The organism is Pseudomonas sp. Irchel 3H9, assembly GCF_900187495.1.
Classification (GTDB): domain Bacteria; phylum Pseudomonadota; class Gammaproteobacteria; order Pseudomonadales; family Pseudomonadaceae; genus Aquipseudomonas; species Aquipseudomonas sivasensis.
In genome coordinates, this window is the sequence record NZ_FYDK01000001.1 from 520,252 (window position 1) to 538,268 (window position 18,017).

Here is an 18,017-nt window from a genome sequence, read left to right on the forward strand (position 1 = left end):
TGCTCATTAAAACAGGGGCTATATGATACAAAGGCGTCAGCTGTCCGAAAGCGGAATAAGTTTTAACGTGTAAACCACCATATATACCAAAAATAGATATGCTATTAGTATCATTATCCATTCTGATTTACGCTCTATAAACCTCACAAAACTGCCAATTATCAACTGCTGCTCAATAGCTTGTTTTATTAGCGCGGCGGTCTTGGTAATAAAATTGCCCCTAAACAAACTACTAAACTCAAGCTCAAGCGCCGATTCTAAGTCGCTGGATGTATCCCTAATGCTTTCAATAATAGTGGAGCTTAGAGCTTGCCTAGAAAATGCAGAGCTTTCAAAGTTGTCTAGCATTATTGAGTCTACAAATTCCGAGTATTCAGAGGTGTATGATGAGTTTCGAATCCTAAGATAGCTTAGGTGTTCACTCAATCTACTTTCCATCATTACTATTTTTGTTTCAAGGTTGAAGTTTCTACGCGCAGAAGTATGATAGGTAATAGCTTCATCTTGCAGGGAATTGATATCTTCGAATATTTTAGTGAGCGCGGTTCGAATTTCCTTCCTTTCTTCACGCCTGTTGTTCTGCCAGTTTACTATGAGCCACCCTATGATTACCAAAGCCCAAGTAACGGGATAAAACCAAATTGGAGTCCCGTTACCTTGGTTCGTATCTGCCATCAATCATGCTCCGTATGAATGATTTTTGTTTTGACGTGTTCTTGCCACGAGCCTCATGTATATAACTCTTTATCCGCTGAATCAGGTTGGAGTCACGGGAGTCTAAAACAATTAAAGACTCAACCAAATCCGTAGGATACTTTCTGGCGATCCCACCAAAAGCCTCCTCCAGAAAAGATGACCCATAGCCTCGCGCGCCATCCAGATAAACCACAATTTTCTCATGGTCTTTCATGCGAGGTTCAAGAAACTTTTCTCGAAATAACTCGCCGCTATAAGGGCCGTCGCTTTTATACCTTCCGGCTGGATGCTTGGAGAAGTCATCAGCCAAATGAATCTCAGTCATGATCCGGCCTCGCCGTTTAAGGGCATCTGCCAATAAATTATTGTACCGTTTGTAGACAATTTAAAGTCGCCGTAGGTTTCCTTTCCGTCTTTTATTTGATACCAACCCCTGTTGCTTTGCAATATCGCCACGCTTCCTTTGCTAGCGAGAACTGTTTCTACGATTTGCGTCAAACCTTTTCCCCGATTGTGCTTTCTGGTACGAGTTTTGCTATGTCGTATTGCCCCTTTGATTAGACGAGCATCGCCAAGGTTGTGCATACCGAATCTTGAGAGGACGAGATACCACTTTCTCCATCCGTCGTCGTCGCTGTAGGGCAAAGATCCGGGGATACCCACTCCTAAGTCACAAAAAACGACTGATAGCATCCCATCTTTTTCTTGGGAAAACATCCACCACGGCTTGTATGCCTTTGATGATGCTATTCCATCCGCCCTTCGAGCTATATAGGCATGATGATGAGCATTAGTCATTGCTTCTGTTAATCCAGCATAAAGCTCCTGTTGTAGCGCGGGTGTGATTGCACCGTCGTATTTTCCCAAAATCACATCATACTTTTCGCCAGTAACATTTTGGCCTTTTGCGACACGCCAGTTAATTACATCGGCAAGCTCGCAGCTAGCGATGGGAACGTTTTTTCCGATTCTTGTATAGAATCCAATTTGCTGTAAAACAAGAGAGGCTTTCTTGTTTAGTGGAACGGTGGAGCGGATATTTAGTTTAGGGAATAAATCCAGTAGGCGATCAATTTCTGCAAAAAAAAGAATTGTGCCACTTGCGATTAATTTCTGTGTTTTAGAAAAATCAATAAGTATTGATCGGCAGCCCGATCTCACAGACAACCTAATCCCCTCAATAAATTTTATGAGGCGGTCCCTGGGTTCATTTAATGCGCAAAAAATGCTTGGCGCATGGTGAACTACAGTTTTTGATTGCCGTTTTGATTCTGTAGTTGGGGCAGATCTCTCGATCTTGCATAGCGCATATCTATGACGCCTCAGGGCTATGACCTTATAGCCTGTAGGTAGCTTTTTCATTACACGTCTTCCCTGTCGCATGAATGTGGCTGAGCTTTTGTTGATGTCCAATAAAGCCTCTACAGCGCCTGCTCGAGCACAGGCACAAAGGGTTATGATCTCAGCTGTAAACATCATAGTAATGGCTAAGCGCTATTAGCTCAATCACAGCCACGAAAACGCAGAGCACAACGAAATCGGGGCTGAAAACTCGCTTGCGACCTGATGAGCCCCAACAACTAGGACCAACCGCGTCGGAAGTGAAAGTAATCACCATGAGCAACGCCAACCAGGTCCAGGCCCAAAACTTGCTCCAGAAGCTCTGCTCTCGCCATGCAGTCATTTGCGCTGTTCCGCAGCCCGACTTGTCCGGCCTGCTTTCACCTCTTCCGCGTAACCCGTCAGCTTGTCCTCGACGGCCAGATAGCTCGCTGCAATCTTCAGCAGCTCTTTGGCTTCATCTTCTTGGCCTGCCTCGGACATCCGCACGAAAGCCTGCATCAGATCGACGCCTGACCACTTGAGCAGGGCCGCAGCCTCTTTCAGGTCGCGGCGCAGCTGCTGGTTGGGCTTAGTGAGAGGCATGGTCATTTATCTCGTTTAGTTCGGCCAGTCAAAATCCACTGCACGAGCCGGCCGGTTACCTTGTCATACAGGACTGACAAGAAAATCCCAACTATCACGAGGTAGCTTCCATAAAAGACCGCAGGATATTCCCTAATGCGGTACTTATTCCAACAGATCACGTCAAGCCACCGTTCGAAAAAACGCGATGAGCTTAGGTAGCTGCCGCCCATGTCGTAAAGGCCGATCGATAGGATAATTAGGCCGACCAGCAACAGAACAACACCTATACGCTTCGTGACGGTATTCGTGAGTTGTCCCATGCTGACCTCCTGTCATCTGGCTGTGCGAGGGCACAATCAGTACGCTGCTACGGCAAGAACCGGTGTAGAGATGTGCCAGGTTGAGCGCGATCTCCTAGATCACCGTGCAGTTGCTGGTTGAGTATTTGTGAGCGCCGCGGGGTTCCCGCGAGGTGCGATTGCTATCTGGCGAGTATGAGCAGAAGCCTAGGTGCAAATCAAGATTCCAGAAGTTCATACGACTGTACGCACGGACTGCTCGGGCAAATGGTTTATTTGACGAACAGGCAGGAATCATGGGGATGCTTGTAGAACTGGCCGCCCCTAAATTCGGATGCGGCTCAGGAGTTGATGCTTATTTTTCGAGCGCCTAAAAGATCGAGACAAACCTTTCTGTTGCTGCTTCAATTTCGGCGTCGGGCATCGAGAATCGCGGCAGGTTTTCGAGGTTGTTTTCCTCCTTGTGGTCCGGTTCTGTAGTTATGAAGTCATTCTCATAAATACGAACATTCGCGCCAGGTCTTAACTTCCCGGTCTTTTCGATCAGAGGAAGGGTTTTGAATGTGGCTGACTCGGATTCTATGAGGTCAACAACAAACTGTCGGCTTACAGGTCCGATAAATTTTACGCGCTTTTGTTTAGGCTCGGGCTCTTCCAGTCGCCCAATTTGAACCCAGTCAATGTGGGCACCGTCCTCTGAATAAGAGACGCCCAGGATAAAATATTCAGCCATAGAATCACTCCGCTTCCTGCGCTCGAATTGAGCAGAGCCTATGTGTGGGCTGATTGCATTATTTCAAGGACGTAAAACTGGCGGGCTCTAATATTAAGTCGAAAGGTTGCGCCGATTACTGGCTCGCGCTGTCGCCAAATTTGGTCAAATTTCTGTCTAAAACTACCTTGGCCTACCACGCATTCATTAGCCCAAACGACAAGTAAATTACTAAAGAGTTTTAGACGGCTGGTCGCCACAGACCTCTCATTACGTGGCGTGAGGTGCTGTTCAGCCCATACTGCTGCATCATTGGCGTATGGGAGGACAGATCGGAAGTGTGTTTACTCATCAGATAGTTAGCAAATTCGTTGAAAGGAGTGGGGCAAAGGTGGGGCGCTCGGCCCTGCTGATTTTGCAATGGCCGCAAGGTTAACACGCGAGGTCGGCCCTTCGCAGGTCGCAAACGGCCAGGTAAAACGTAAAAAAGGGGCGGCGCATTTATTTAAATGCACCGCCCCTTTTGCCTTTCGGCCTGTGCTGAATATGGACGCCTCTCTCAGTACGAAACGGCGATAGCCTTGGCCAGTTGCATGTCGGACATAAGCGGCGCGGGGTAGGTCGAATGATAGTACCGAGATGCCCGTTCAAACTCGGCCCCGCGGATTTCGCCGTCCGAACCGATAAACGCAAGGGCGTCGGTTTTCGATGATGTAAAAAGCTTTGGCGCTTCGGTCGTGAGAGAAGTAGTGCCTGCAACCAAGATGGTTGGCACGAACGTGGAGTACATCAGCGCTTTATCGAAGGGGTTGGCATTTTCTGCCGCCACTGCCTGATTGCCCATCAGCACCATGACAGCGATTGTCAGCGTTTTCCATGAGTCCATTCGTCGATGTTTCCATTTCGATTTGAGGGAGGGACGATATCAGGGCCGGCCATTCCCCGCGGCCACCTCATCCGGGCGAAGCATAGAAGTGGTTGAGCACTGCCGGCTCAATCCCAGCCACTATTGCGCATAGCACAACGAAGCCTCGGCTTAAGACCCGCTTACTATTGGATGAGGCTCCTTCTATCCAGTGCGCGTCGGTGTAGCTTGTGAACATCCCAATGAGCGCCAGGAGGGTGCATGTCTGCACCTTGCTCCAGAAGCTCTGATCTCGCCATGAAGTCATCCGTGTTATTCCATATCGCACATTGCCTAGCCAATCTTCGCTTTACTACTGCTCGCTGAGCTGAAGGCTGCAGGCCTGTTCGCCAAGCAGGTAATCGCAGATTTATAAGGTTGGCATCTATAGTCGCAGACAGCCGGAGTTGGATTGTAGGCGCTCATGCTTGGGGATATCTACAAATGGTCAGGTTAAAGGGGAAGTGTATTCTTCAAGAACCTTGTTTATGAGCGAAGAGTCCTCTTTGTGGACTGCCAAAATGTCGTAGTAGTAAATTGTTCGTGTAGAGCGTCCAGTGTTTTGCTGCCAGATGTAGTTTATGAGCTGGACGATAATGCTCATCTCGCCTGTGCGAATGACGATTTCGCCAAAGTTGTCAAAAATCACCCAATCACAATAGCCTGCGTGCTGAAGCGCGCTGAGCGTTTTTAAATAGCCTGCTTTTTGGTATTCGTGATCGTATTGGCATTCAAAGAAAAGAATTGGGTTGTGTTTTTTTATAACTACCATGGAAGAATCAAGTACATCGTAATCGAACCCGTCAACGTCACTTTTCAAGATGCGTATGCTGGATTCATTGGGGATCAGCTCATCCAGTGGCGACGATTTTAGGCCGCCCTCATTTTGTAATATCGCGTGTTTTGTCCCGTTTTGTCCGTCAAGTGAGACGTTGGAGATGTTTTTTCCTACCAGGGCTTTTATTGTAGTGACTTTTAAGTGGTTTATTGAAGTTTTTATTCTTTTGACATTATCTTCTAAGTGCCTGTAAAAAGAATCATCAGCTTCAATGCAGATATAATTAGCAGTGGTGTTCTGTTCAGCCATGCCTGCTAATGAATCTCCGATATTGGCACCTATATCTATGATGGTTTCCGAGTCATTGATATAGCGTGTTAAGTGTGGCAAGAACCTATCATATTTTGGGTGTTGTTTTTGAAATTCAGGTAATAGGTGGTGTGCCGGCAAGTTTATTGAAAAGCTTCTGTATTTATAGCTTATAGGTAACTTTGAGTGTTTTCGAAGTTTTCTGATGATTCTTGATGTTAATTTTGAGATCAAACTTAAATTTCCTTGAGTAGTTTTTATTTTCCTAGCGTGCATTTAGGTATCCATTGACAGATTCTTCCTTTTGTATCTGTTATGCACGACTTGGTATCAAGGATCTTACGTTTAGAAATTGCCTAAGGGAATCCGCTTTCGAGGGCGGAACGATGATGACGGGAGTCTCGCCACTGGGATGAGTCCGTTTAGGCGGTAAAAAGGGTGTCAAATACATAAAAATGCATCATTTATGCGATTAAGCATTTGCCATTCTCCAAGTCTCCCGTCACTATCCGCGTCATGCAAAAACGCAATGTTTCTATCGTTTTAAGAGAGCTGCTGGACCGCGACCGGATCTCTCCCACGGAGCTTCACCGGCGCACCGGTGTGCCTCAATCCACGTTGTCCCGGATCCTTAGCGGGAAGATCGCTGACCCGTCGGACAAGCACATTTCCCGTATTGCCGAATACTTCCGCATCAGCACCGACCAGCTGCGCGGGCGCGTGGCGGTGGGCGTTTCGCGAGATGACGAGCGAGATCCAATGCATTCGGAACTCAAGGACATTAGCCTTTGGGACGACGACACCCCCGTTAATGAGGACGAGGTGTCGATCCCCTTTCTGCGCGAGGTTGAATTGGCCGCTGGATCAGGAAGATTCGTCATCGAGGAAAGCGAGAAAGCAAGCCTGCGTTTTGGAAAGCGCAGCTTGCGGCATAACGGCGTGCAGTTCGACCAGGCCAAATGCGTAACGGTGCGTGGCAACAGTATGTTGCCGGTATTGCGCGATGGCGCGACGGTCGGGGTGAATGCCGGTAAGAGTGGCATTGGCGATATCGTGGATGGCGACCTGTATGCCATCAATCACAACGGGCAACTGCGGGTTAAACAGCTCTACCGCTTGCCTTCCGGGATTCGTCTGCGCAGCTTTAATCGTGATGAGCATCCTGATGAGGACTACAGTTTCCAGGATATCCAGGATGAGCAGATCAGAATCCTTGGCCACGTGTTCTGGTGGGGCATGTACGCTCGTTAACTCCCTTAAGTAAGACAAAACCCGCCGATGTGCGGGTTTTTTTCCGCCTGCCAAAAGTCGTCAAGCCCTTTGCCCATGAGGCTATAAATGCATTAGCGCATTCATACTTTGAAAATAAATGCATTAATGCATTGACTGGATATCCATCCAGTCATACTCTTCATCTCAAGCCAGCCAACGAGGTCTGGTGGAGGCGGCAAGGATGCTGCTGAGGAAGACAAGGAAGGCATGCAATATTGGCAAGGACGCCACAAAAGCGATGGCAGGGATGCCAGGCAACACCGGCAAGGACGCCGACGCTTTTTAGTGACATCGCTTCAACAAGACAAGCAGAGATAGGCCGGCCTTAAAGGTTCAGAGAGTTGGCAACTGGTCCGGGTGTGCAGCGTAAAGCCCGAAGCAGTTCTCCCGCAGACATGGATCATGGTCGGAAAAACATCGAGGAAAAATCCGTACCGCGCAAGCAGCGCCGAAGGGTTGAGGAGGTTATTACTGAAAAGCCTGGGCAATCGGGCTTTTTGGAATGCCTACCGACACATGGAGTTACCCGAACGCCGGCACGTTGCCGGCATTGATCAGCCAGGAGGCGTGAAATGACAAACGAGCTGCAAGTGTTGGCGGAAATGCCTATCTGGCTGGTGATCGTACTGGCCCTGATCGGAGGTGTATCCGGCGAAATGTGGCGTGCCGATAAGGAGGGCGCCCGCGGTTGGTCCCTGATGCGGCGCCTGGCGCTGCGGTCCGGCGCGTGCATGGTCTGCGGGGTTTCGGCATTGATGCTGTGCTACGCCGCCGGCATGTCGATCTGGACCGCCGGCGCCATTGGTTGCCTTACCGCCATGGCGGGGGCTGACGTGGCAATCGGGCTTTATGAACGTTGGGCGGCAAAGCGCATCGGGGTCAACGAAGTGCCGCCCTCTGGGCCTGATCAGCATTAACTGTTGCAAGGACGCAATGTAATGACACTTCTCAAAAATACGCCTCAACTGCCTGTGGCGATCGGGGACGCGCTGAAGGGCGCCTTTCCACGGTTGCGTGTAGGCAATCGCCATACCTTGACCGATGCCGAGAATAGGACGCGCGTGTTGATCAGCGTGGAACGTAATGGCCCCGGTGAACGTTCCCTTGAAGGGCGCAAGGCACAGGCCTTGTCGGTCTCACTCAGGGCCACGGTTGCGAGCGTGTCGTCGCCCTTTGACGCCTGTGATTTGGCCAGCCAACTGATGGATCTGGCCTTGGATAACCGCTGGGGCTTTGCGCCTGATCAGTGCGACTTGCCTACGTCGATCGTCGCCGCGCCGTCCCCACTCAGTGGTGCCGAAACGGACTACATCAGTTGGACCGTATCCTTCACTCAAACCCTCTACCTCGGCCCTGGTGTCGACATCGCGTCTTTTTCAGGATGAAACTGATGGTGATCACGCTGCCCCAACCCGCTCAAATCGTGCCGGGAGCCCGCCTTGGAGCAGGCATTTCTTTGCCCGTTTTAAGTATGCGCGCCGTCGCCCGCTAGTCTCTCCATTCTGTATGTCGCTTGCACGGGGTATTTGCTCCTGTAGGGTAGGCCAATGCCCGCTAACTTCTGGAGACGACCGTGAAGGAAATCACTCAATTGGCCGCCGAACTGGGTCGCCGTTTACAGGTGCTCAATGCTCATGTCACCACGGCGGAGTCCTGCACCGGTGGCGGGATTGCGGAAGCTATTACGCGGATCCCCGGGAGTTCGGCATGGTTCGAGGCCGGATACGTCACTTACTCTAATCGTCAGAAGACCCGGCAGTTGAATGTGCCGGAAACATTGTTTCCGAAAGTGGGCGCCGTCAGCCAGGAAGTGGTGGAGGCCATGGTGCGCGGTGCGCAGGAAAAAAGCCTGTCGCGATTCGCTGTTGCAGTCAGCGGCGTTGCGGGGCCTGACGGCGGTTCGCCGGGCAAACCGGTAGGCACTGTCTGGCTGGCCTTTGGTGTGGGTGATGAGGTCACGGCCGAGCTCGCGCACTTCCCGGGCAACCGCGATGAGGTCCGCCGACAAACGGTAAAGGCCGCGCTTGAGGGCTTGTTGCGACGAGCTGCAGCAGAAATAGAAAATCAGGGGTAGGCGATCTCCAATCTTTGTGGAACAATACTGTCTACTTATACAGGTGTTGGCCGCCCCGGCCTTATTGATTACGTGAGGACTTTAATGGACGACAACAAGAAGAAAGCCTTGGCTGCGGCCCTGGGTCAGATCGAACGTCAATTCGGCAAGGGTGCCGTAATGCGTATGGGCGATCACGACCGTCAGGCGATCCCGGCTATCTCCACTGGCTCTCTGGGTCTGGACATCGCACTCGGCATTGGCGGCCTGCCAAAAGGCCGTATCGTTGAAATCTACGGTCCTGAATCTTCCGGTAAAACTACCCTGACCCTGTCGGTGATTGCTCAAGCGCAAAAAATGGGCGCCACCTGCGCGTTCGTCGACGCCGAGCACGCCCTGGACCCTGAATACGCCGGCAAGTTGGGTGTCAATGTTGATGACCTGCTGGTATCCCAGCCGGACACCGGTGAGCAAGCCCTGGAAATCACCGACATGCTGGTGCGCTCCAATGCCATCGACGTGATTGTGGTCGACTCCGTGGCTGCCTTGGTACCCAAGGCTGAAATCGAAGGCGAAATGGGTGATATGCACGTGGGCCTGCAAGCCCGTCTGATGTCTCAGGCGCTGCGTAAAATCACCGGTAACATCAAGAATGCCAACTGCCTGGTGATCTTCATCAACCAGATCCGTATGAAGATCGGCGTGATGTTCGGTAGCCCGGAAACCACCACCGGTGGTAATGCGTTGAAGTTCTACGCTTCGGTCCGTCTGGACATCCGCCGTACTGGTGCGGTGAAGGAAGGCGACGAGGTTGTCGGTAGCGAAACCCGCGTTAAAGTCGTTAAGAACAAAGTGGCCCCGCCTTTCCGTCAGGCTGAATTCCAGATTTTGTACGGTAAGGGTATTTACCTGAACGGCGAAATGATCGACCTGGGCGTGCTGCACGGTTTCGTCGAGAAGTCCGGTGCATGGTATGCCTACAACGGCAGCAAGATTGGTCAAGGCAAGGCTAACTCGGCCAAGTTCCTGGCAGATAACCCGGATATCGCCGCCACACTTGAGAAGCAGATCCGCGACAAGTTGCTGACTGCAGCTCCCGACGTGAAAGCTGCTGCCAACCGCGAGCCGGTTGCAGAAGTGGAAGAAGCCGACACTGACGTCTGAAGCAAACGATGACTGTTGTGCTGGATACACTCGTCGCCGTTCGGCGCACTGCTATGGACCTGCTCGCTCGACGCGAGCATGGTCGAGTCGAGCTGACGCGCAAACTGCGTCAGCGCGGCGCAGATCCTGAGATGATTGATACGGCCCTTGACCGGTTAACGGAAGAAGGGCTGCTGTCGGAATCCCGTTACCTCGAAAGTTTTGTCTCCTATCGAGCCCGTTCCGGCTATGGCCCTGCGCGTATTCGCGAAGAGCTGAGCCAGCGTGGCCTGCAGCGTGCCGATATCGACCTTGCGTTGCGTGAGTGCGGGATTAGTTGGCAGTCGCAGTTGGAAGATACTTGGCGTCGCAAGTTCTCCGGCCATCTGCCTATTGATGCCCGGGAGCGTGCGAAGCAAGGCCGCTTCTTGAGTTACCGCGGGTTTTCGATGGAAATGATCAATCGTTTGTTCAGCGGCCGAGATATGGACGACTGAAACTGTGTTGAGCGTGCTTTTCATTTTTGCGGGTTTGTATTGGTGAGCAGGTTTTTTGTGTAGAGCAAGCATGTTGTGGTGAGCGGGCTTGCCCTGCGCTGGGCTGCGCATCAGCCCCAATCACCGCAATCGCTCGCCTCCCATTTCCACTGAAACACCACCAAAAAAGGCTCACTATGAAAATAGTGGGCCTTTTTTTGCGCTAAAAAAATCAAGCCGGCTCTGGCGCCACTCGCTGCTGCGCCTTCCCCTGAGCCTGCGCCCAGTTCTCCGGCAAATTGATGTAATCCACCAACTCCCGCAGTCTGCCTTGGTCTCGTCCATTAAAGTTGAACACCAGTCGCGTCAAATGGCTGAACCTCGCTTCATCATGCTCCTCACCGGTATACGCGAGTTGCTGAAACTCGCCGCTTAATCGCAGGCTGGCAAACTCACTTTGCAAGTGGGCCAGCGCCCGATCACTGAGCGGGTGATTCATACGCACCACAAACTCGCGCTTTAACCAGCGCGTGGAATGGAAATTGGCATAAAACTGATTGATCTCCTCCACTGCTTCTTCAGCGCTGTACACCAGCCGCACCAGCTTGAGGTCGGTAGGCAAGATATAGCGATTGGCTTCCAACTGGCTGCGGATAAAATCCAGGGCGCCTTGCCAAAATCCTCCACCGGGTGCATCCAGTAACACCACCGGTACCAGTGGGCTCTTGCCGGTCTGGATCAGTGTCAGCACTTCCAGTGCTTCATCGAGGGTGCCGAAGCCGCCTGGGCATAGCACCAGTCCATCGGCTTCCTTGACGAAGAACAGTTTGCGGGTAAAAAAGAAGTGAAAGGACAGCAGGTTCTCGGTCCCATCAATGGTCGGGTTGGCGTGCTGTTCGAACGGTAAGGTGATATTGAACCCCAGGCTGTGCTCCAGGCCGGCGCCTTCGTGTGCCGCCGCCATGATGCCGCCACCTCCGCCGGTAATCACCATCAAGTCCGAGCGCGCCAGTGCTGCGCCTACTTCCCGGGCTAATGCATACAGGGGGCTTTCCACAGGGGTACGTGCCGAGCCGAATACGGTGACCTTGCGTCGGCCCTTGAACTGTTCGAGCACACGGAAGGCGTTGTCCAGTTCACGTATGGCTTGCAAGGTGATCTTGGCATTCCAGCGATTGCGGTCGTCCTGTGCCATGCGCAGCACGGTGAGGATCATGTCGCGATACAGAGGGATATTCGGGCTGTCGGGGGCGATCAGTTGGAGTTGGGCTTCGACCTGCTGCGTGAGGTCGGCCCCATTTTTTTCAAAATGCTGGAGCAGGCTGTCATTCGGTTCGTAAGGCATTCAACTTCTCCTTCTTGCAGGGCCGGGTAACCGACGAGATGTTCGCCGGAGGCTACGACACTGCATGTGTCGCTGCTTGCCGCAGGGGGCAACCTTCTTTTGCCCTGAAAATGTTACAGAACAGCATCAGAAATGCTGTGAGCGAGCGGTCGGGATGGCTTGATCATGGGCCGAAAAACCCTTGGCTGGCAACCGCTTATTGGTTGCTCAACAGTGAGTCTAGCCGTCTGAGGGGAGTTGCAGCGGGGGAGTGCGCGCCACTGAATAGCAGCGCGCGAAGGTCAGGCTGAATTACTTCTTCTTCTTCTTCGCCGGAGCCGGGCAATCCGTTTCCACGAACTTTACCGAAGCCACAGGGCGGTTGGTTTTGTTCTCGGTGATTTCATAGCGCATCACGGCGCCTTTGGCCATCAGCTCGCGGTAGCCTTTGTTCAGGCACACGCTTTGCCCCAGTTGGAAATACACAGCCTTGGGGTTAGCGCGCATTTGCTCGGCACGGTCGGACATGACGCTCAGGTGATCGATCAACTGCATGCCTTCAACGGTGTAGGCCACTTCCAGGGTTTTTTCATCGATTTCCCGGGGCAGATCCTTGTTGCTTTCTGCCGCGACGCTTTGCAGTTTCCTGTTCATCTGGGCCTCCAGCAGCGAGGCCGCATGTGCGCCCACAGGCAATACCAGCGCAAGTGCGATGGATGGGACGACAAGGCGCAGCATGGAACGCAGCATGAAACTCTCCTGATTCGGTTACTGGTGCATAGACCAGCCACTGCGCTGTGCGTTCAGTGGCGCGCAATTATAGGTGACCCCTTGCCACTACAGCCAGGCGTATCGCTGGTAAACTGCGGCCATCTCAGCCTTTCACGAGTTCTATCCGTGTCGATTTACCCGTTCCTGCGGCGCATCCGATGAGCCATGCCGTTTCCCGTCTGCGTACCCAGCGTCTTGCGCGCGCCATTAAGCCCTTCGTCAACCGAGGCTCCCGTGCCGAACGCTGCCCCGGCTGCCGGGTGATTCCCGAGTACTGTCTCTGTGCCTGGCGCCCGAAAGTCGAGGCCCGGTCCGCGATGTGCCTGCTGATGCACGATGTTGAACCGATGAAACCCAGCAACACCGGCTGGCTGATCGCCGACGTCATTGACGACACCACTGCCTTCGCTTGGGCTCGCACCGAAGTCGAGCCGGATTTGCTCACCCTGCTCGCTGACCCGCAATGGCAGCCGTATATCGTATTTCCCGGCGAATTTGTGGCGCCGGAACGGGTGGTCAACGAAGTCATCGTGACGCAGGGCAAGCGCCCATTGTTCATCCTGCTCGATGGCACCTGGAGTGAGGCGCGCAAGATGTTCCGCAAAAGCCCGTATCTGGAGCACTTACCCGTTCTGAGCCTGGCGCCCGAGCAGCTCTCACGCTACAAACTGCGCCGCTCCAAACGTGATGATCATTTCTGTACCGCCGAAGTCGCAGCGCTCTGCCTGGAGTTGGCTGGCGATGGGCTTGCCAGCGAAGTGCTGGATGCCTACCTCGATGTGTTCAGCACCCATTACCTGGCCGCCAAGTTCCAGATGCCTCTGGATGCGACCGATGCCGTCCATACCCGTCTTGCGCCCTATATACCCGCGGTATAGCCAGGCGACGTTGGCATGATGGCACTGTAAGCCTGCACCCCGCTAAAATGCCCTCGGGCGTAGTGCTTGACCCCCTAGGCTACGCTGGGCATGCTGGGCGCCGATTGGGGCGCAACCGTGAATTTTCGACGTCGTGTCACGTGCTTTTGACGTTGAACGTGCCCTGTGGCGATGGCTGCCTGGCCGTTGCCTTGTGTACTGGCGAACCTTGAACCCATCAAGGCAGCCATAAAAAACAGGATCATTTAATCAATGGCCACATACGAAATCCTGATAGCCGATGACCACCCGCTGTTTCGCAGTGCGCTGCATCAGGCCGTAACGCTGGGCCTTGGCCCGGATGTGCGTCTGGTTGAAGTGGCCAGCATTGCCGAGCTGGAAGTCCGCCTCACCGAAAAATCCGACTGGGACTTGGTGCTGCTCGACCTGAACATGCCTGGCGCCTACGGTTTCTCGGGGCTGGTGCTGCTGCGTGGGCAATACCCGCAAATTCCCGTGGTGATGGTCTCGGCGCAGGAAGACGCTGACGTGGTGGTTCGCTCCAAGGAGTTTGGCGCCAGTGGCTTTATCCCCAAGTCCAGCGCCATGGAAGATATCCAGAGCGCCGTACGTAAGGTGCTGGACGGTGATGTGTCCTGGCCGCCGCAAGCGTTTGAAGAAATTAACGTGTCTGACGAAGCCAAGGCCGCCCGTGATGGCTTGGCGAGTCTTACGCCCCAGCAGTTCCGGGTGTTGACCATGGTCTGTGAAGGCCTGTTGAACAAGCAGATTGCCTATGAGCTGAGCGTGTCGGAAGCGACCATCAAGGCCCATGTGACCGCGATCTTCCGGAAGCTAGGGGTGCGCACGCGGACCCAGGCGGCGCTGCTCTTGCAACAACTTGAGTCAATTTCGCAGCATTGAGCTGTTATCGATTCACGCTTTTTTGACTTTGCGTGATCTAGTTTCCCCACTTCTTTGGTTCAGTTGCCTACGTCTATGTCGCCTTTCAAGGGTCAAACCGGTATCAAACGTATCTTCAATGCTGGGGGATATTCCCTGGATGGCCTGCGCGCAGCGTTCACTGGCGAGGCCGCGTTCCGGCAGTTGGTGTTGCTGAATGTCATCCTTGTCCCGCTAAGCTTTTTCCTGAACGTCAGTCGTGTCGAACGGGCGCTGCTGATTGCAGTGTGCCTGCTGGCCTTGATCGTCGAATTGCTCAACTCGGCCGTAGAAGCAGCCATCGACCGCATTTCCCTGGACCGCCATCCACTGTCGAAAAACGCCAAGGACATGGGCAGCGCCGCGCAATTTGTGGCACTGACCATGATTACCCTGGTGTGGGCCGTGATCCTGATCTAACGATCAAGCGATGTTCGGCAGCACGATCTCGTCGCTGCGCTGAACCCCAGCGGTGAATGCGCGGCACAGCTCCAGAAACTCGCGCATCGCCGAGGTCTGGTATTTTTGTTTATGCCAGATGAAGTAAAACTGCCGCGCAAGGTCCAGGTCAGGGGTTTCAACCGGCACCAGGCTGCCACGGCGGAACGCGTCGCGCAGTGCCAAGCGCGAGATGCAGCCAATTCCCAATCCCGACTCCACGGCGCGCTTGATTGCCTCGGTGTGCTCAAGCTCCAAGCGGATGTTCAGCGCGCTGCGGTGATGACGCATGGCCTGGTCGAAGGTCAGGCGTGTGCCTGAGCCCTGTTCGCGCAGAATCCACGCCTCGTGGGTCAGCTCCTCCATGGTGGCCACTCCGCGCTTGGCTAGGTGATGCTGAGGCGCGCAAAACACCACCAGCTCATCCTCCACCCAGGTTTGCACCTCGATATCGGGGTGGCTGCAGTCGCCTTCGATTAGACCCAGGTCAATTTCGTAGTGCGCAACCTGATGCACGATATTGGCAGTGTTCTGCACATGCAGCTTTACCTGGCTCTCGGGGTGCTGCTGCATGAAGCTGCCGATGAGCAGGGTGGCCAGGTAGTTACCGATGGTCAGGGTCGCGCCGACGGCTAGAGAGCCGAAGCCGGACTTGCCGTTGAGCAGGTCTTCGATCTCCTTGGCTTGGTCCAGCAGCGCTACTGCCTGGGGCAGAAGCTGATGGCCCAGGGCGTTGAGGCTCAGGCGTTTACCGGCGCGGTCGAATAATTGGCAGCTGGATTGACGCTCCAGCTCCGTAATCGAGGTGCTGGCTGCCGATTGAGATAAGGCCAGAAGGCCAGCAGCGCGCGAGACGCTTTCCTGCTGGGCGACGGCGACGAAGACTTGCAGTTGACGGAGAGTAAATCGCATATCTATATAACCGATAACCCTTATCTTAATAATCCAGTTAACAGATATTGTCGCCGCCATTAGAATGCTGTGCAATTGCGCAGCTACATTTGGCGCAGACCCATTTCCAGGAGTTACCCGTACATGAGCAACATGAACCACGAGCGTGTCCTCAGTGTTCATCACTGGAACGACACTCTGTTCAGCTTCAAGTGCACCCGCGATCCGGGCCTGCGCTTTGAGAACGGTCAGTTCGTGATGATCGGCCTGCAACAGCCCAACGGCCGCCCGCTCATGCGCGCTTACTCCATCGCCAGCCCGAACTGGGAAGAGCATCTGGAGTTCTTCAGCATCAAGGTGCCGGATGGCCCGCTGACTTCCCAATTGCAGCACTTGAAGGAAGGCGACGAGATCATCATCAGCAAAAAACCGACAGGTACCTTGGTGCTTGACGATTTGAAGCCAGGCAAACACCTGTACCTGCTCAGCACTGGTACTGGCCTTGCTCCGTTCATGAGCGTGATCCAGGACCCGGAAACCTACGAGCGTTTCGAAAAAGTGATCCTGTGCCACGGCGTGCGTTACGTCAACGAAGTCGCCTACCGCGAGTTCATCACCGAGCACCTGCCGCAGAACGAATTCTTCGGCGAGGCCCTGCGTGACAAGTTGATCTACTACCCTACCGTGACCCGCGAGCCATTCGAAAACGAAGGCCGCCTGACCGATCTGATGCGCAGCGGCAAGCTGTTCAGCGACATCGGTCTGCCGCCGATCAACCCCGAGGACGACCGCGCCATGCTGTGCGGCAGCCCGAGCATGTTGGATGAAACCAGCGAAGTGTTGAACAGCTTCGGCCTGAAAGTTTCGCCGCGCATGCGTGAGCCGGGTGATTACTTGATCGAGCGTGCGTTCGTCGAGAAGTAATCCCGTCAGCCCATGTGCTGACCAAGCAACAAAGAAGATCCAAATGTGAGAGGGGGCTTGCCCCCCGATGAGCGAGTGTCAGTTGATACATCTCTGACTGACACACCGCTATCGGGGGCAAGCCCCCTCTCACATTTTGCTTCCGGTTTATTCAGTTGGCTGGGAGTACTTCCAGCACACAAATCATCCCCGCCTCGGGATAGTGCCAGCGCACATCCACGTCCCAGAACTGCGCGCCATATTCGCGCTCAGGCCCAGGCTTTTGGTACGCCGGCCGTGGATCCTGCGCCAAGCACTGATCAATCAACTCCACCAGAGGCTCTCCCAGGCGTTGAGCGTGGTCTTGTGCTTGCAGCAGGGCGGTCTTCAGCCATTGCACGCCAATCAGGTTCGGCGCATCACTGGCGATGCCATTGGTGGCGTCCGCGACACTATCGGCATATGGCACATACGGCTTGATATCCAACACCGGCGTGCCATCGAGCAAATCAATCCCGGAAATCCACAGTCGGCCCGGTTCCACCTTGTCCAGCTTCACCACCGACTGGCCGATGCCATTGGGCCGATGGGTCGCACGGGTGGCAAACACGCCCATGGACGTGTTGCCGCCCAGGCGTGGCGGGCGCACTTTGAGGCGTGGTTTGTCTTCCAGGGCCTGGTGAAACAGGAACAACAGCCACACGTGGCTGACCTGCTCCAGGCCCTGCACTGCCTCACCCTGGTCAAACGGCGCCACCAGTTCCAGCACGCCTCGGGCCGCTGGCGCCAGTTGTGGTTGGCGCGGAATGGCGAACTTCTCCTTAAAGCAGGAGCGTACGAAGCCGACGGGTGAGACCTGATAGCTCATGGCTTACGCACGAACCCGCAGGGTCAGGCCCTTGAGGAAGTTGCGCAGCAACTGGTCGCCACAGGTACGGTAGTTGGTGTGGCCGAACTTGCGGAACAGCGCGCTCAGCTCCGGCTTGGACACCGGAAACTCGGCAGCCTTGAGGATGGCGTGCATATCGTCTTCCTTCAGTTCGAAGGCTACACGCAGCTTTTTCAGGATGATGTTGTTGGTCACCGGGGTTTCGATCGGCTGCGGCGGACGGCTTTCGTCCTTGCCACGCTTGAAGATCACCAGACCATCGAGGAAGTACGCCATGACCTCATCCGGGCAGAACACGAAGCCTTCTTCCTCATCTTTCTTGAGGTAGGTCAGCAGGTCTTCCTTGGTTACGTCCATGCCGCCGAGCTTGATGATCTCGACCATCTTGTTGTCGCTGATGTCGAGCATGTAGCGCACGCTGCGCAGTACGTCGTTGTGAATCATGGTGGGCA

General features: G+C 53.9%; 23 protein-coding genes. 10 read left to right on the forward strand and 13 right to left on the reverse strand.

Features of this window, described 5'->3' with window-relative positions:
* Nucleotides 1–36: 36 nt before the first annotated feature.
* The 8 genes from CKW32_RS02485 to CKW32_RS02530 all read right to left on the reverse strand — a co-directional run bounded on the left by CKW32_RS02485 (nucleotide 37) and on the right by CKW32_RS02530 (nucleotide 5,882).
* Nucleotides 37–675: a hypothetical protein gene (locus tag CKW32_RS02485; protein WP_095183965.1), complete on the reverse strand. Its 639-nt coding sequence runs from the start codon at nucleotides 673–675 to the stop codon at nucleotides 37–39.
* On the reverse strand, nucleotides 653–1,021 hold the full coding sequence (locus CKW32_RS02490; RefSeq protein WP_095183966.1) for an STAS-like domain-containing protein: 369 nt from the start codon (nucleotides 1,019–1,021) through the stop codon (nucleotides 653–655). Before CKW32_RS02490 ends, CKW32_RS02485 begins: the two co-directional genes overlap by 23 nt.
* The gene (locus CKW32_RS27995) at nucleotides 1,018–2,058 is read right to left on the reverse strand and encodes a hypothetical protein (protein WP_143499315.1); all 1,041 of its coding nucleotides are present in this window, start codon (nucleotides 2,056–2,058) and stop codon (nucleotides 1,018–1,020) included. The genes CKW32_RS02490 and CKW32_RS27995 overlap by 4 nt, the downstream gene beginning before the upstream one ends.
* A 100-nt stretch (nucleotides 2,059–2,158) precedes the next feature.
* Complete coding sequence (locus tag CKW32_RS28415; RefSeq protein WP_095183968.1) at nucleotides 2,159–2,380, reverse strand: hypothetical protein; 222 nt, start codon at nucleotides 2,378–2,380, stop codon at nucleotides 2,159–2,161.
* Nucleotides 2,377–2,622 (reverse strand): hypothetical protein, encoded by a 246-nt coding sequence (locus CKW32_RS02505; protein ID WP_095184317.1) that lies wholly within the window; start codon nucleotides 2,620–2,622, stop codon nucleotides 2,377–2,379. The genes CKW32_RS28415 and CKW32_RS02505 overlap by 4 nt, the downstream gene beginning before the upstream one ends.
* 651 nt (nucleotides 2,623–3,273) lie before the next feature.
* Nucleotides 3,274–3,636, reverse strand: coding sequence for a DUF3892 domain-containing protein (locus CKW32_RS02515; protein WP_095183970.1), 363 nt, complete (start codon nucleotides 3,634–3,636; stop codon nucleotides 3,274–3,276).
* A gap of 538 nt (nucleotides 3,637–4,174) precedes the next feature.
* Nucleotides 4,175–4,501 (reverse strand): DUF2388 domain-containing protein, encoded by a 327-nt coding sequence (locus tag CKW32_RS02520; protein ID WP_032891774.1) that lies wholly within the window; start codon nucleotides 4,499–4,501, stop codon nucleotides 4,175–4,177.
* Nucleotides 4,502–4,967: 466 nt separating this feature from the next.
* Nucleotides 4,968–5,882, reverse strand: coding sequence for an FkbM family methyltransferase (locus tag CKW32_RS02530; protein ID WP_095183972.1), 915 nt, complete (start codon nucleotides 5,880–5,882; stop codon nucleotides 4,968–4,970).
* 240 nt (nucleotides 5,883–6,122) lie between these two features.
* On the opposite strand from CKW32_RS02530, the gene CKW32_RS02535 reads away from it, so the two are divergent.
* The 6 genes from CKW32_RS02535 (at nucleotide 6,123) to recX (ending at nucleotide 10,571) form a co-directional block, all read left to right on the forward strand.
* Nucleotides 6,123–6,857: an XRE family transcriptional regulator gene (locus CKW32_RS02535; RefSeq protein ID WP_095184318.1), complete on the forward strand. Its 735-nt coding sequence runs from the start codon at nucleotides 6,123–6,125 to the stop codon at nucleotides 6,855–6,857.
* 593 nt (nucleotides 6,858–7,450) lie between these two features.
* Complete coding sequence (locus tag CKW32_RS02540) at nucleotides 7,451–7,795, forward strand: phage holin family protein (protein ID WP_032891769.1); 345 nt, start codon at nucleotides 7,451–7,453, stop codon at nucleotides 7,793–7,795.
* Between the two features lie 21 nt (nucleotides 7,796–7,816).
* Nucleotides 7,817–8,263 (forward strand): hypothetical protein, encoded by a 447-nt coding sequence (locus tag CKW32_RS02545; RefSeq protein ID WP_256585215.1) that lies wholly within the window; start codon nucleotides 7,817–7,819, stop codon nucleotides 8,261–8,263.
* A 188-nt stretch (nucleotides 8,264–8,451) separates the two neighbouring features.
* Nucleotides 8,452–8,952 carry a CinA family protein gene (locus CKW32_RS02550; RefSeq protein WP_095183973.1) on the forward strand — a complete coding sequence of 167 codons (501 nt, stop codon included), beginning with the start codon at nucleotides 8,452–8,454 and terminating at the stop codon, nucleotides 8,950–8,952.
* 84 nt (nucleotides 8,953–9,036) lie between these two features.
* Nucleotides 9,037–10,095 carry a recombinase RecA gene (gene recA, locus CKW32_RS02555; RefSeq protein ID WP_032891767.1) on the forward strand — a complete coding sequence of 353 codons (1,059 nt, stop codon included), beginning with the start codon at nucleotides 9,037–9,039 and terminating at the stop codon, nucleotides 10,093–10,095.
* An 8-nt stretch (nucleotides 10,096–10,103) separates the two neighbouring features.
* Complete coding sequence (gene recX / locus CKW32_RS02560) at nucleotides 10,104–10,571, forward strand: recombination regulator RecX (protein ID WP_032891766.1); 468 nt, start codon at nucleotides 10,104–10,106, stop codon at nucleotides 10,569–10,571.
* A gap of 211 nt (nucleotides 10,572–10,782) precedes the next feature.
* Here recX and CKW32_RS02565 read toward each other — a convergent pair whose 3' ends face one another.
* Both CKW32_RS02565 and CKW32_RS02570 read right to left on the reverse strand, forming a co-directional pair.
* A complete protein-coding gene (locus CKW32_RS02565; protein ID WP_095183974.1) occupies nucleotides 10,783–11,895 on the reverse strand; it encodes a TIGR00730 family Rossman fold protein in 1,113 nt (370 codons plus the stop codon).
* Nucleotides 11,896–12,186: 291 nt separating this feature from the next.
* Nucleotides 12,187–12,624, reverse strand: a complete 438-nt coding sequence (locus CKW32_RS02570) for a PA3611 family quorum-sensing-regulated virulence factor (protein ID WP_095183975.1) — start codon at nucleotides 12,622–12,624, stop codon at nucleotides 12,187–12,189.
* Between the two features lie 179 nt (nucleotides 12,625–12,803).
* Between CKW32_RS02570 and CKW32_RS02575 the strand changes: the two genes are divergently transcribed.
* The 3 genes from CKW32_RS02575 (at nucleotide 12,804) to CKW32_RS02585 (ending at nucleotide 14,864) form a co-directional block, all read left to right on the forward strand.
* Complete coding sequence (locus CKW32_RS02575; protein WP_095183976.1) at nucleotides 12,804–13,523, forward strand: tRNA-uridine aminocarboxypropyltransferase; 720 nt, start codon at nucleotides 12,804–12,806, stop codon at nucleotides 13,521–13,523.
* 252 nt (nucleotides 13,524–13,775) lie between these two features.
* Nucleotides 13,776–14,426: a response regulator transcription factor ErdR gene (erdR, locus tag CKW32_RS02580; RefSeq protein WP_032891760.1), complete on the forward strand. Its 651-nt coding sequence runs from the start codon at nucleotides 13,776–13,778 to the stop codon at nucleotides 14,424–14,426.
* 75 nt (nucleotides 14,427–14,501) lie between these two features.
* Nucleotides 14,502–14,864: a diacylglycerol kinase gene (locus CKW32_RS02585; protein ID WP_032891758.1), complete on the forward strand. Its 363-nt coding sequence runs from the start codon at nucleotides 14,502–14,504 to the stop codon at nucleotides 14,862–14,864.
* Between the two features lie 3 nt (nucleotides 14,865–14,867).
* Here CKW32_RS02585 and CKW32_RS02590 read toward each other — a convergent pair whose 3' ends face one another.
* On the reverse strand, nucleotides 14,868–15,794 hold the full coding sequence (locus tag CKW32_RS02590; RefSeq protein ID WP_026013711.1) for a LysR family transcriptional regulator: 927 nt from the start codon (nucleotides 15,792–15,794) through the stop codon (nucleotides 14,868–14,870).
* 123 nt (nucleotides 15,795–15,917) lie between these two features.
* Here CKW32_RS02590 and fpr point away from each other — a divergent pair, with 123 nt between their 5' ends.
* Nucleotides 15,918–16,697 (forward strand): ferredoxin-NADP reductase, encoded by a 780-nt coding sequence (gene fpr / locus CKW32_RS02595; protein ID WP_003189055.1) that lies wholly within the window; start codon nucleotides 15,918–15,920, stop codon nucleotides 16,695–16,697.
* Nucleotides 16,698–16,848: 151 nt separating this feature from the next.
* Here fpr and tsaA read toward each other — a convergent pair whose 3' ends face one another.
* Together tsaA and CKW32_RS02605 are read right to left on the reverse strand one after the other, a co-directional pair.
* Nucleotides 16,849–17,544 carry a tRNA (N6-threonylcarbamoyladenosine(37)-N6)-methyltransferase TrmO gene (tsaA, locus tag CKW32_RS02600; RefSeq protein WP_032891757.1) on the reverse strand — a complete coding sequence of 232 codons (696 nt, stop codon included), beginning with the start codon at nucleotides 17,542–17,544 and terminating at the stop codon, nucleotides 16,849–16,851.
* A 3-nt stretch (nucleotides 17,545–17,547) separates the two neighbouring features.
* Entirely contained in the window at nucleotides 17,548–18,009 is a 462-nt protein-coding gene (locus tag CKW32_RS02605; protein WP_032891756.1) for a DUF1456 family protein, read from the reverse strand.
* Nucleotides 18,010–18,017: the final 8 nt, after the last annotated feature.

Coding starts and splice junctions, on each gene's coding strand:
- erdR (WP_032891760.1), top strand. CDS start 13,776: ATGGCCACATACGAAATCCTGATAGCCGATGACCACCCGCTGTTTCGC.
- CKW32_RS02515 (WP_095183970.1), bottom strand. CDS start 3,636: ATGGCTGAATATTTTATCCTGGGCGTCTCTTATTCAGAGGACGGTGCC.
- CKW32_RS27995 (WP_143499315.1), bottom strand. CDS start 2,058: ATGAAAAAGCTACCTACAGGCTATAAGGTCATAGCCCTGAGGCGTCAT.
- CKW32_RS02485 (WP_095183965.1), bottom strand. CDS start 675: ATGGCAGATACGAACCAAGGTAACGGGACTCCAATTTGGTTTTATCCC.
- CKW32_RS02605 (WP_032891756.1), bottom strand. CDS start 18,009: ATGATTCACAACGACGTACTGCGCAGCGTGCGCTACATGCTCGACATC.
- CKW32_RS02490 (WP_095183966.1), bottom strand. CDS start 1,021: ATGACTGAGATTCATTTGGCTGATGACTTCTCCAAGCATCCAGCCGGA.
- CKW32_RS02565 (WP_095183974.1), bottom strand. CDS start 11,895: ATGCCTTACGAACCGAATGACAGCCTGCTCCAGCATTTTGAAAAAAAT.
- recX (WP_032891766.1), top strand. CDS start 10,104: ATGACTGTTGTGCTGGATACACTCGTCGCCGTTCGGCGCACTGCTATG.
- CKW32_RS02585 (WP_032891758.1), top strand. CDS start 14,502: ATGTCGCCTTTCAAGGGTCAAACCGGTATCAAACGTATCTTCAATGCT.
- CKW32_RS02535 (WP_095184318.1), top strand. CDS start 6,123: ATGCAAAAACGCAATGTTTCTATCGTTTTAAGAGAGCTGCTGGACCGC.
- CKW32_RS02570 (WP_095183975.1), bottom strand. CDS start 12,624: ATGCTGCGTTCCATGCTGCGCCTTGTCGTCCCATCCATCGCACTTGCG.
- CKW32_RS02590 (WP_026013711.1), bottom strand. CDS start 15,794: ATGCGATTTACTCTCCGTCAACTGCAAGTCTTCGTCGCCGTCGCCCAG.
- tsaA (WP_032891757.1), bottom strand. CDS start 17,544: ATGAGCTATCAGGTCTCACCCGTCGGCTTCGTACGCTCCTGCTTTAAG.
- CKW32_RS02530 (WP_095183972.1), bottom strand. CDS start 5,882: ATGCACGCTAGGAAAATAAAAACTACTCAAGGAAATTTAAGTTTGATC.
- recA (WP_032891767.1), top strand. CDS start 9,037: ATGGACGACAACAAGAAGAAAGCCTTGGCTGCGGCCCTGGGTCAGATC.
- CKW32_RS02540 (WP_032891769.1), top strand. CDS start 7,451: ATGACAAACGAGCTGCAAGTGTTGGCGGAAATGCCTATCTGGCTGGTG.
- fpr (WP_003189055.1), top strand. CDS start 15,918: ATGAGCAACATGAACCACGAGCGTGTCCTCAGTGTTCATCACTGGAAC.
- CKW32_RS02520 (WP_032891774.1), bottom strand. CDS start 4,501: ATGGACTCATGGAAAACGCTGACAATCGCTGTCATGGTGCTGATGGGC.
- CKW32_RS02505 (WP_095184317.1), bottom strand. CDS start 2,622: ATGCCTCTCACTAAGCCCAACCAGCAGCTGCGCCGCGACCTGAAAGAG.
- CKW32_RS02575 (WP_095183976.1), top strand. CDS start 12,804: ATGAGCCATGCCGTTTCCCGTCTGCGTACCCAGCGTCTTGCGCGCGCC.
- CKW32_RS02545 (WP_256585215.1), top strand. CDS start 7,817: ATGACACTTCTCAAAAATACGCCTCAACTGCCTGTGGCGATCGGGGAC.
- CKW32_RS28415 (WP_095183968.1), bottom strand. CDS start 2,380: ATGACTGCATGGCGAGAGCAGAGCTTCTGGAGCAAGTTTTGGGCCTGG.